Origin of the sequence: Amycolatopsis circi, from assembly GCF_003385235.1 — a bacterium.
GTDB classification, from domain to species: Bacteria; Actinomycetota; Actinomycetes; order Mycobacteriales; family Pseudonocardiaceae; genus Amycolatopsis; species Amycolatopsis circi.
The window spans coordinates 1-10,387 of the sequence record NZ_PQIA01000215.1; the positions used below are offsets into that span (position 1 = coordinate 1).

The following is a 10,387-nucleotide window of genomic DNA, read 5'->3' on the forward strand; positions in this document are numbered from 1 at the left end:
GGCCGTCGAAGGCGGGAACGCCCTGCTCGACGGTGTCGCGGGTCTCGGCGAGGCCGGTCGCTCCGACGTCCCCGCCGCGCAGCCCGAGCCGGAAGGCCCCTCCGGCAGGCGCGGCCATCTGCGCGTCCTCCCGGGGCGCGCCTGCCGGAGGGGCCTTCCGGCTCGGGCAGCGCGGCGGCGGTGAGCGGGGCGGTCCGTGAAGGGGCCCTTGAAGGAATCTAAGTCTGTGAAGGGGTCCCTCACGGACGGTGGAGGGTCGTGAGGGGAACCCTGAGGGACTCAGAGTCCGTGAAGGTTCCCCTCACGGACTCCGGTAAGGGTCAGTCGCCTTCGATTACGTCTGGTTCTACGCCTAGGTAGCCTGCGACCTGCTCGACTAGGACGTCGTGGACTAGGTCTGCGAGTTCTGACGGGTCTTTTGCGCGTGCTTCCAGCGGGCGTCGGTACAGGACGATCCTGGCGCGGGTGGGGAGGCCGGTTCGGTCTACTCCGGCTGGGACCAGGCGGGACAGCGGTACTGCGCCGTCGTGCAGTACGCCGTCTGCTGGGGCGCGGCCGTCCAGCCGGACTTCTGGGACGTCGTCTACCGCTACGTCCAGTTTCGTCAACTCGTGTCGCCAGCGGGCCTCGATGGGCTCCAGGGCGTCCAGTACCAGCGCGTCGAAGCGCTCCGCTCGGCTCGCGGCTGCGGGGAGGGACGCTGGATAGAGCGTTCCGCGCAGGCCCCGGCCGTGCCGGTCCCTTCGCATTCGCTGCCGTTGTCGATAGTCACGAGCCGTCGCCACCGTCCAAGTCTATGCGGTCGCCAGGACAACGCGCGTGTCGCCGGGTACTCGCTTGCGCCGACGCGCTATCGTTTCGGATCGTGCGGAGCGTACGGAAATGTTCGCGAACGGGTTGCCTCGAACCCGCTGTCGCCACGCTCACGTATGCCTACCAGGATTCGACCGCGGTCGTCGGGCCGCTGGCTACCGCTTCCGAACCGCATTCCTACGACCTGTGCGAGGCCCACGCGCTGCGGCTGACCGTCCCGAAGGGCTGGGAAGTCGTCCGCCACGAGGGGGCCTTCGCCGCTCCGGAGCAGTCCGCCGACGAGTTGACCGCGCTGGCCGAGGCGGTTCGCGAGGCCGGTCGCTCCGACGTCCCCGCCGCGCAGCCCGAGCCGGAAGGCCCCTCCGGCAGGCGCGGCCATCTGCGCGTCCTCCCGGGGCGCGCCTGAGCCGTCCTCCCGCCCGGTAGGCTTTCGCCCGCGGCGCGACTGGCGTCGCCACGGAACTAGCGGCGGGGAGAAGGCGTGCCAGACCTTTCGGGCATCGTGAAGGCCTACGACATTCGCGGCGTGGTCGGCGAGCAGCTGGACGCCGCCCTCGTCCGGGACTTCGGGGCCGCGTTCGCGCTGCTCATCAAGCCCGAGGCGCCGGCCGTGGTGATCGGCCACGACATGCGCGACTCGTCGCCCGGCCTGGCCGCGGCGTTCGCCGACGGCGTGACCTCCCAGGGCCTCGACGTGGTGTCGATCGGCCTGGCCAGCACCGACCAGCTCTACTTCGCCTCCGGATCGCTCAACCTGCCCGGCGCGATGTTCACCGCCAGCCACAACCCCGCCAAGTACAACGGCATCAAGATGTGCCGCGCCGGAGCGTCCCCGGTCGGGCAGGACACCGGCCTCGCCGAGATCCGCGACACCGTCGAGCAGGGCGTTCCCGCCTTCGACGGCCAGCGCGGCACCGTCTCCGAGCGCGACGTCCTCCGCGACTACGCCGCCTACCTGCGCAACCTCGTCGACCTCTCCGGCTCGCGGCCGCTCAAGGTCGTCGTCGACGCCGGCAACGGCATGGGCGGGCACACCGTCCCGACGGTCTTCGACGGGCTGCCGATCGACGTCGTGCCGATGTACTTCGAGCTGGACGGCACCTTCCCGAACCACGAGGCCAACCCGCTCGACCCGGCGAACATCGTGGACCTGCAGGCCAAGGTGCGCGAGGTCGGCGCGGACGCCGGGCTGGCGTTCGACGGCGACGCGGACCGCTGCTTCGTCGTCGACGAGCGCGGTGAGCCGGTTTCGCCGAGCGCGATCACCGCACTGGTCGCGGTGCGCGAGCTGGCGAAGGAGCCGGGCGGCACGGTCATCCACAACCTGATCACGTCGAAGGGCGTGCCGGAGATCGTCTCCGAGCACGGCGGCAAACCCGTGCGCACGCGCGTCGGGCACTCCTTCATCAAGGCCGAGATGGCCCGCACCGGTGCGATTTTCGGCGGCGAGCACTCCGCGCACTACTACTTCCGCGACTTCTGGCGCGCCGACACCGGCATGCTGGCCGCGCTGCACGTCCTCGCGGCGCTCGGCGAGCAGACCGGGACGCTGTCCGCGCTCACCCAGGACTTTTCGCGCTATGCGGCGTCCGGCGAGATCAACTCGACGGTCGGCGACCAGGTCGCGCGGATGCTCGCGGTGAAGGACGCGTACGCGGGCAAGTCCGGCGTCGAGATCGACGAGCTGGACGGGCTCACCGTGCAGCTGCCCGGCGGCGCGTGGTTCAACCTGCGCCCCTCCAACACCGAACCGCTGCTGCGGCTCAACGTGGAGGCCGCCGACCGCGCCGCGGTCGAGGCGCTCACCGCCGAGGTGCTCGCCCTTGTCCGGGCCTGACCCGCTGGTGCCGGATTGTGTCCGGAACGCGCCCTCAACATCCCCACGACGCGTGGTATGGAGGAACTATGGCCATCACGCTTGACGCACAGCTGCTGGAGATCCTCGCGTGCCCGTCGCCGGATCACGCGCCCTTGCGTCCCGGCACGCCGGACGACGCCGAGGCCGACGCGCTGACCTGCACCGAATGCGGCCGGGTGTACCCGGTCCGCGACGGGATCCCGGTGCTGCTGCTCGACGAGGCGACCCTTCCCGGCTCGGCCGAGCCGGGCGCGGCCCATGGCGACAGTGCTTGACCATGCTTGACGATTCCCTGCTCGACGACTCCGCGCGGCTGGCCGATGCCGACCGCGCGGGGTTGCTGCGCGCCGCCGCGATGGCGGGCGCGCAGGTGCGGGCCACCGCCGAGGCGGCGGCCGAACTGGAGCTGAGCGACCGGCTGGACGTCGGACGCCCGCGTTCGCTGGTGCTCATCGACCGGCCGGGGGTGAGCCGCACGCTCACCCGGTTGCTGGCCGCGCTGCTGACGCCGGCGTGCCCGGTGCCGGTCGTGGTGGCCGAATCCGTCCCGGCCTGGATCGGCGCGCTGGACGTGGTGTTCGCGCACACCGACGACGCGGGCGACCGCGAGCTGGCCGCTTCGCTGGAGCGCGCCGCCCGGTTCGGCGCGTCGGTGGTGCTGTCCGGGCCGGCGGAGGGTCCGGTCGCGGCGTCGGTGGCGGGCAAGGGCGTGCTGCTCGCGCCGCGCGTGCCGGTGCCGCCGGAGCTGGCGTTCCCGCGCGGGCTGGCCGCCGGGCTGCTCACCGCGAACGCGCTCGGCCTGCTGGTCGCGGACGTGCAGGCGCTCGCCGACCAGCTCGACCTCGAAGCGGAGAAGGACTACCTGGCACGCGAGTCGTTCGCCAATCCGGCGAAGGCGCTGGCGCTGCGGGTCGCGGACCGGGTGCCGTTGCTGTGGGGGCTCGACCCGGTCGCGGTGGCGGTCGGCGAGCACGCGGCGCACGCGTTCGCCGCCCACGCCGCGCTGGTGTGCGACGTGGAGGACTACCGGCAGGCGCTCGCCCGCCCGGCGTTGCGCTGGGTCGCGCAATCAGGCGGCGTGGAGCGAGACATTTTCGCCGACCCGGACGACTCTCCTGGCGGAGTCGCGACGCGGGTGCTGCTGCTGTCGGTGCGGACCGGCCCGGCCACCGAGGCGGCCCGGTACCAAGCCGAGGAGTTCCTGCCGGGTGCGGACCTGATCGCGCCCGCCGAGGAGATCGAGGCCGACGAGATCGTCCGCGCCGCGGTGCTGGCGCTGCGGTTCGAGCTGGCCGCGGTGTACCTGGGGCTGGCGGCGGGCAGCATCGGCGGGGCCGGAAGATACGAACCGGCCTCCGCCTGAGGGAGCAGGGGGGAACGCGGGCAGGCGGTTCCGCCGCCGCGTGCGTCGGCCCAGTGCCGACGGGAAGGATTGGGAGTTGACAGTGGAGCTGTTGCGCAACGCCGTACGGCCCTACGCCTGGGGATCGCGAACGGCCATCCCGCAGCTGCAGGGCCGCCCGGTGCCGGCGCCGCACCCCGAAGCCGAGCTGTGGATGGGAGCGCACCCGGGGGACCCGTCGCACGTGCTCGGCCCGGACGGCGCCGAACTGAGCCTGCTCGAACTCGTCGACGCCGATCCGGTCGGCCAGCTGGGCGAGGACTGCGCGCGACGCTGGGGCAACCGGCTGCCGTTCCTGCTGAAGATCCTCGCTGCGGAAGAACCGCTGTCGATGCAGGCGCACCCGTCAGCGGCGCAGGCTGCCGAAGGACACGCCCGCGAGGAGAAACTCGGCATCCCGCGCGACGCCGCGAACCGTAATTATCCGGACCCGACGGCGAAGCCGGAGCTGGTCTGCGCGCTGACGGAGTTCCACGCGCTGGCCGGGTTCCGCGACCCGGACCGCACGGTCAAGCTGCTGAAGGCGATCGAGACGCCCGGGCTGGGCAAGTACACCGGACTGCTGGAAGCCCAACCGGACCCGGCCGGTCTGCGGGCTCTGTTCACCACCTGGATCACCCTGCCGCAGTCCGCGCTGGACGAACTGCTGCCGGAGGTGCTCGACGCGTGCGTCCGGCACGTCCAGGACCACGGCGAGTTCGCGATCGAATGCCGCACGATCCTGGAACTGGGCGAGGCACACCCGCGCGACGCTGGCGTGTTGGCCGCGCTGCTGCTCAACCGCCTGACTCTGCGCGCCGGCGAGGCGATTTACCTGCCCGCCGGGAACCTGCACCTGTACCTGCACGGCACCGCGGTGGAGATCCTGGCGAACTCGGACAACATCCTGCGCTGCGGGCTCACCCCGAAGCACGTGGACGTGCCGGAGCTGCTGCGCGTGGTCGACTTCGCGTGCGGAGAAATGCCGGTGCAGCACGGAGAATGCGCTGGCCAGCGAATGGCGGTGTACCACACGGACGCCCCGGAATTCGAACTGTCGCGAATGGAATGGTCGGCTGGCGACGACGCCGAGCTGGAGGTCGATTCGGCCGGGCCGCAGATCCTGTTGTGCACCGAAGGGGATCTTCTGGTGCTCGCTTCTGACGGCGAACAGGTGGAGCTGCAGCGGGGGCAGTCGGTGTGGCTGCCTGCGGCGGATCCTGCGGTGCGAGTGCGGTCGGCGAGCGGGGTGCGGTCGCAGCTGTTCCGGGCTACTGCCGGGGCTTGCGAGTTGTGAGCTGGTTTTAGGCGTTCAGCTCGGCGGACCAAGTTGCGAAGAAGCGGCGCAGTGCGCGGACCTCGGCGAGGGCGATCGGCAGGTCCCGGTCTCCGAAGCGGGACAGCGAGGCGAGCATCTCCCTGAACACCGCGGTGTCGAAGCCAGGGTCCTGCTCGCCGCGCGGGTCAGCAGAAAGTCCTTCGGGTAGGTGGCGGACAGCGCGTACACGTCAGTGAAGTCACGCGCTTCAGCGCGGTCGAAGAGTGCGACCACCTTCCGTCCCGCGAGTTCTTCTCGGTCGAAGGTCGGACCCAGAAAGGTCAACGTCGGCGGGAGATTGGGCGCCGCGTCGAGCGCAAGATCGACGACCAGGTTCTCCGGCCCGCGCACGACGAGGCGGCAAAAGGTGGCGCTGTCGCGGATCCTGGCGACCTGCCAGCCACGAGCTTTCGCGGCGGACTCCAAAGCGTTCCGGGCAGCCGGGATATCTCCATGCCCGGGGCTGGCGAAGAAGTCGAGATCCTGTGTTGGCCGGGTAGTCAACTGTTGTGCAAGCAGGGCCGCGCCGCCCGCGAGCAGGAACCCTTCGCTCTGAGTCAGTTCGAAGAAGAGTCGTGCGACGGTCACCTGGAACGAAGTGAGCCCTTCCGGAGCGGTCACGTTGCGGCCACTGGCCGAACGCTGTCAATGAGCGGAGTCCAGGCGGCTCGGACGTTCCGGGGAAGGACCAGCTCCTCCCACAGGTCGATCAGCAATGCGCCGTCGATGTACTCCGCGATGTGGTCGCTGGTGCCCTCCCTCAGCACGATCTCGTAGACCCGGGCTCGCTCCGTGCGTGCCCTGAGGTCGAATCGGCGGTCCGGTTCCGACCAGTTGAGTTCGATCGGCAGGACAACCGTCGCGAACGCCTTCTCGATCGGCAGCCGGGGGAGGTTCGTTGGCACCGAAATCGAGCGGCCGTTGGCGGTCAGCTCGTGGAAAAGGAGCTGAGGTTCGAGGGTGAGCGTGAAGCCCGCTCCGGCGAGCAAGCGGGTGACTGTGTCGAGAGTGGGCGACTTCCTGCCCCTCTCGTACGCGGACAGGGTCGGGCGCGACGTGCCTGCTCGGTCGGCCAGCTCTTGCTGGCTCAAGTCCGCCGCCTTGCGCGCCGTCGTCAGGAGTTCGGCTGTATGCATCGTCGTCCTCGAGTCCGGTAAGTATCCGATAGGATACCAGAAAAAGGTATCTGATCGGATACCTTTTGCGAGGAAAACCGATCCCGGTGACAGCCCAGCGATTCCCGCCGCCAAGGCTCCTCTAGGCTCCCACCGGGCAATTCGGGCGCGGAGCAGGGGAGCGGGAAGTGTCAGCTGGCGGGGGAACCAAGGCGATCATCGCGGCGCTCGCCGCCAATGCCGGGATCGCGGTGGCCAAGTTCGCCGGCTTCCTGGTCACCGGGTCGTCGTCGATGCTGGCGGAGGCGGTGCACTCGCTGGCCGACACGTCGAACCAGGGGCTGCTGCTGCTCGGGCAGAAGACCTCCAAGCGGCGCGCCACCCGCGAGCATCCGTTCGGGTTCGGCCGGGAGCGGTACTTCTACTCGTTCATCGTCGCGCTCATGCTCTTCACGCTCGGCTCGGCGTTCGCGCTCTACGAGGGCGTCCACAAGATCATCGAGCCGCAGCCGCTGGACACGCCGGTCGTCGCGGTGGTCATTCTCCTCGTCGCGATCTGTCTCGAGGGCTACAGCTTCCTCACCGCGGTGGGCGAATCGCGCAAGATCAAGGGCAACGTGAGCTGGTGGCGGTTCATCCGCCAGGCCAAGGAGCCCGAACTGCCCGTCGTGCTGCTGGAGGACTCCGGCGCGCTGCTCGGCCTCGTGTTCGCGTTGCTCGGCGTCGGGCTGTCCGTGCTGACCGGCGACCCCGTTTTCGACGGCATCGGCACTGTCTTCATCGGAGCGTTGCTCGGCGTCATCGCGATCATCCTGATCATCGAGATGAAGAGCCTGCTGATCGGCGAGGGCGCGACCGAAACCGATCTCGCGACCATTGTGGACGAACTGGCCGCGGGCAAGGTCGAGCGCGTCATCCACATCCGCACCCAGTATCTCGGCCCGGACGAGTTGCTCGTCGCCGCGAAGCTCGCGCTCGTGCCCGGTCTCGACACCGCGGCGATCGCCGCCGCGATCGACGACGCCGAGGCCCGCGTACGCGCGAAAGTCCCCGTCGCGACGCTGATTTACCTGGAACCCGACCTCGACCGCGAGACGCGCTGACTGTCCGGACAGCTGGCGCCCAACTGACACGCTAGGGTGGCGCCCGGTCCCCACGAAGGTCACCGCAGGAGGTCAACGTTGCCCGGCACTGGGTTGTGGCGCACCAAATCAATCGAGCAGTCCATTTCGGACACCGATGACCCGGAGACGAAACTCCGCAGGAACCTGAGCGCTTGGGACCTGACGGTCTTCGGCGTCGCGGTGGTCATCGGCGCCGGCATCTTCACACTCACCGCGCGCACGGCAGGCGACTTCGCCGGTCCGTCGGTGTCCGTCGCGTTCGTGATCGCGGCGATCGCCTGTGCGCTCGCCGCGTTGTGCTACGCCGAATTCGCTTCCACCGTCCCGGTCGCGGGCAGCGCGTACACGTTCTCCTACGCCACTTTCGGCGAGTTCATGGCGTGGATCATCGGCTGGGACCTGATCCTGGAGCTGGCCGTCGGCGCCGCCGCGGTCGCCAAGGGCTGGTCGTCCTATCTGCAGACGGTGCTGGAGTACATCTTCGGCAAGGGAACCAAGACGTCGATCGATCTCGGCGGCGGGTTCGGTTTCGACTGGGGCGCGCTGATCGTGGTGCTGGCCCTGGTGACGCTGCTGGTGATCGGCACGAAGCTGTCGTCGCGGTTCTCGATGGTGATCACCGGCATCAAGGTCGCCGTCGTGCTGTTCGTGGTCATCCTCGGCATCTTCTACATCAAGTCGAGCAACTACACGCCGTTCATCCCCGAGGGCAAACCGGCGGGCTCCGGCGAAAGCGGCGTCGACCAGTCGCTGTTCTCGCTCATCGCGGGCGGCGGCAGCAGCTCGTTCGGCATCTTCGGCCTGCTGGCCGGCGCGTCGATCGTGTTCTTCGCGTTCATCGGGTTCGACATCGTCGCGACCACCGCGGAGGAGACCCGCAACCCGCAGCGGGCCGTGCCGCGCGGCATTTTCGGCTCGCTGGCGATCGTGACCGTGCTGTACGTCGCGGTGTCGCTCGTGGTCGTCGGCATGACGCCCTACACCGACCTTTCGACGTCGGCGGGCGACGGCAGCCACAAGACGCTCGCCACCGCGTTCTCCGCGAACGGCGTCGACTGGGCGGCGAACGTCATTTCCTTCGGCGCGCTGGCCGGTCTGACCACCGTCGTCATGGTCCTGATGCTCGGCCAGGTGCGGATCATCTTCGCGATGTCCCGCGACGGCCTCATGCCGCGTTCGCTGGCCAAGACGAGCGACCGCGGGACGCCGAAGCGCGCGACGCTCGTGGTCGGCGGCCTGGTCGCGGCGGGCGCGACGTTCTTCCCGGCCGACAAGCTCGAGGAAATGGTCAACGTCGGCACGCTGTTCGCGTTCATCCTCGTGTCCGCGGGCGTGCTGGTGCTGCGCAAGACCCGCCCGGACCTGACGCGCGCGTTCCGCGTGCCCGCCGTGTGGGTCATCGCGCCGCTGGCGATCCTGGCCTGCCTGTGGCTGATGCTGAACCTGACCGTGCTGACCTGGCTGCGGTTCGTCGTCTGGATGGTGATCGGCGTGGTCATCTACTTCGCCTACAGCCGCCGGCATTCGCTGCTCGGGAAGCGGCAGGCGGGCGTCGAGAAGGGCGGCGTGGTCGCGGAACCCGCGCCGCCGGTCGCCGACTGACCTGTTTTCGCTGCTCAACGGCCCGTCGCCCCTCTAGGGCGGCGGGCCGTTTCGCGTGCCTGGTCACGGGTGCGCAACTCGCGGATTTCGGTTCGGGCGGCGTCTCGAACCCACGGTGATCGGACAACTGCGGGTGCGATACTCTCCGCGTCGTCTCCCTCTGACGGGTTAATCACTAGCGGGTAATTCGCGCGAACAGTGGTCGGGGTTCCTACGGAGGGTCGTGGTTTTCGCATGTGCTGTCCCCCGTTCGGATTTTCCTTCGAGGAGTAACTCCATGCCCATCCCCACCAAACTTCGCGCCGGATTCGCCGTTGCCGCGGTCGCCGGTCTCGCCCTTCTGGGCACGGCTACGTCGGCGTTCGCCTGCACCACCGGCGACCACCGCGGAAACCCAGTCCCAGGAACGAAGATCACCGATTGCAGCAAGGTCGAAGGCGTCAGCGGCAGCAAGCTGGACGAGGGCGACCTCAAGTTCACCGGCGGCAACGGCGAGAAGTCGCTGACCATCACCGAGGCCGCCGAAGGCGTGACGGTCCAGGCGATCGTGGTCGTGGGCGGCGACGACGGCCACTCGGTTTACGTGCCGGGCGCGAAGAAGCTCCCGAAGGTCGCGCCGTGGACGGACCTGGTCGCGCCGCACAACCATGACGGGTCGCAGCCCAACATCGACCGGTGGTTCGCTTGCGGGGTCAAGACCGCGCCGACCAAGCCGCCGGTTACTGACACGCCTACCTCGCCGGCGAAGCCGACTTCTTCCGCGCCTACTGCTGCGCCTACTTCGGTTCCGTCCAGTGCTGCTTCTTCTGCTGCTCCGACGACGACTAGCGCTCCGGCTGCGGTTCCTGCTGGGAATCAGAACGGGACCGGTGGCGGGTTGGCCAACACTGGGTTCGACAACGCTTGGCTGTTTTGGATCGCTGGGGTGTTGATTGTTGGCGGTGGCGCGTTGCTGGTGCTGTTGAAGTTGCGTCGTCGCGGGACTAATTGATTCGTGCGGGGGCTCTCGGCTCGTCGCCTGGCGGCGACATTGCCGTGGTGGTTGCGTGGGGCACCCCGAAGCTGATTGTGACTACGGCGCGGGGGTGCTTGTCAAGGCGGGAAAGATGCCTTGACAAGCACCCCCGCGCCGCGTTTTTGGCTTCGTATCGTGTCTCTTATACACACCTCACTCTG

At 69.1% G+C, this 10,387-nt stretch carries 11 protein-coding genes and 1 pseudogene; 9 read left to right on the top strand and 3 right to left on the bottom strand.

Annotation, left to right across the window (positions count from 1 at the left end):
• Positions 1-184, top strand: a pseudogene (locus D0D37_RS48350) (hypothetical protein); the annotation flags it as partial.
• 136 nt (positions 185-320) lie between these two features.
• Here D0D37_RS48350 and D0D37_RS44220 read toward each other — a convergent pair.
• Complete coding sequence (locus tag D0D37_RS44220; protein ID WP_116206535.1) at positions 321-749, bottom strand: metallopeptidase family protein; 429 nt, start codon at positions 747-749, stop codon at positions 321-323.
• A 116-nt stretch (positions 750-865) separates the two neighbouring features.
• Here D0D37_RS44220 and D0D37_RS44225 point away from each other — a divergent pair, with 116 nt between their 5' ends.
• The 5 genes from D0D37_RS44225 (at position 866) to manA (ending at position 5,349) form a co-directional block, all read left to right on the top strand.
• A complete protein-coding gene (locus D0D37_RS44225; protein ID WP_116206536.1) occupies positions 866-1,219 on the top strand; it encodes a DUF3499 domain-containing protein in 354 nt (117 codons plus the stop codon).
• A 75-nt stretch (positions 1,220-1,294) separates the two neighbouring features.
• Positions 1,295-2,650, top strand: coding sequence for a phosphomannomutase/phosphoglucomutase (locus D0D37_RS44230; protein ID WP_116206537.1), 1,356 nt, complete (start codon positions 1,295-1,297; stop codon positions 2,648-2,650).
• A 68-nt stretch (positions 2,651-2,718) separates the two neighbouring features.
• Positions 2,719-2,946, top strand: coding sequence for a Trm112 family protein (locus D0D37_RS44235; protein WP_116206538.1), 228 nt, complete (start codon positions 2,719-2,721; stop codon positions 2,944-2,946).
• Between the two features lie 2 nt (positions 2,947-2,948).
• The gene (locus D0D37_RS44240; RefSeq protein ID WP_116206539.1) at positions 2,949-4,034 is read left to right on the top strand and encodes an SIS domain-containing protein; all 1,086 of its coding nucleotides are present in this window, start codon (positions 2,949-2,951) and stop codon (positions 4,032-4,034) included.
• Between the two features lie 82 nt (positions 4,035-4,116).
• Entirely contained in the window at positions 4,117-5,349 is a 1,233-nt protein-coding gene (gene manA / locus D0D37_RS44245; RefSeq protein ID WP_116206540.1) for a mannose-6-phosphate isomerase, class I, read from the top strand.
• Between the two features lie 15 nt (positions 5,350-5,364).
• On the opposite strand, the gene D0D37_RS44250 is transcribed toward manA, so the two are convergent.
• Both D0D37_RS44250 and D0D37_RS44255 read right to left on the bottom strand, forming a co-directional pair.
• The gene (locus D0D37_RS44250) at positions 5,365-5,991 is read right to left on the bottom strand and encodes a nucleotidyl transferase AbiEii/AbiGii toxin family protein (protein ID WP_116206541.1); all 627 of its coding nucleotides are present in this window, start codon (positions 5,989-5,991) and stop codon (positions 5,365-5,367) included.
• On the bottom strand, positions 5,988-6,506 hold the full coding sequence (locus tag D0D37_RS44255; protein WP_116206542.1) for a helix-turn-helix domain-containing protein: 519 nt from the start codon (positions 6,504-6,506) through the stop codon (positions 5,988-5,990). Before D0D37_RS44255 ends, D0D37_RS44250 begins: the two co-directional genes overlap by 4 nt.
• Positions 6,507-6,673: 167 nt before the next feature.
• On the opposite strand from D0D37_RS44255, the gene D0D37_RS44260 reads away from it, so the two are divergent.
• From D0D37_RS44260 to D0D37_RS44270, 3 genes are all read left to right on the top strand, one after another.
• Positions 6,674-7,588, top strand: a complete 915-nt coding sequence (locus D0D37_RS44260) for a cation diffusion facilitator family transporter (protein ID WP_116206543.1) — start codon at positions 6,674-6,676, stop codon at positions 7,586-7,588.
• Positions 7,589-7,666: 78 nt separating this feature from the next.
• Positions 7,667-9,211: an amino acid permease gene (locus D0D37_RS44265; protein ID WP_116206544.1), complete on the top strand. Its 1,545-nt coding sequence runs from the start codon at positions 7,667-7,669 to the stop codon at positions 9,209-9,211.
• Between the two features lie 277 nt (positions 9,212-9,488).
• A complete protein-coding gene (locus tag D0D37_RS44270; RefSeq protein ID WP_116206545.1) occupies positions 9,489-10,202 on the top strand; it encodes an LPXTG cell wall anchor domain-containing protein in 714 nt (237 codons plus the stop codon).
• Positions 10,203-10,387 lie beyond the last annotated feature (185 nt).